The sequence below is a fragment of the Fructilactobacillus sp. X2R1C1 genome (assembly GCF_059901435.1).
The window spans coordinates 1-686 of sequence record NZ_JBWXUV010000016.1 but is presented as its reverse complement, the minus strand read 5'-3'; the positions used below and the strand labels follow the sequence as shown (position 1 = coordinate 686).

The 686-nt window shown below is 43.0% G+C and carries 1 protein-coding gene; it reads right to left on the bottom strand.

Annotation, left to right across the window (positions count from 1 at the left end; translation table 11 throughout):
* Window positions 1-686, bottom strand: a 686-nt coding sequence (locus AC6UDG_RS07240; RefSeq protein WP_500706930.1) for a mucin-binding protein, incomplete at both ends; no start/stop codon positions are given.

The window sequence follows — 686 nt, the reverse complement described above, 5'->3', positions numbered from 1 at the left end:
AAGTCATCAGTATGAAGAACGGCATCACCGTTATCTTCGTCAACATAGTTAACTACTGCTTTTTGTTCGTTAGCATTATACGTAACGGTAACACTTCCGTCAGGGGTATCAGCGGTGGCAGTTTCAGAACTAACACTGGTCTTATCAGGGGTGTAGCCCGTGATTGCTGGAGAATTAACTTGTCCAAAGACGGAGTTAGTTGAAGTCCAGTTACTGTAAGTTAACTTGCCAGTTACTTCGTCAAAGGTTGCCGTTCTGGTGAAAGTAACGGTTTCTACTTGATCATCTGCGGCTTTACTACCATCAGCGTAAACGTAGTGGATGGTTCTTGTAATGTTCTTAGTCAGATCATTTACACCAGTTCCATCTGGGTACTTTGGTCCAGTTGGGTTATTGGGATCAACTGGTTGACCTGGTTGTCCCGGATTATCTGGCGTAACCGTCTTCATCTTATGCTTCAAAACAACGGTAAAGGTTGGATTGTCAGTGTTGAAAGTAAAGCCATCAGCCGGGTATCCGTCGGATACCAACTCGTAGCCCTTAGCTTCTAAAGTGGCAATTTCATTTTTGGTTGAGTAACCAGACTTACTACCAAACTTACCAGTTAAGTCATCACTGTGAAGAACGGCATTGCCGTTATCTTCGTCAACATAGTTAACCACTGCTTTTTGTTCGTTAGCATTATA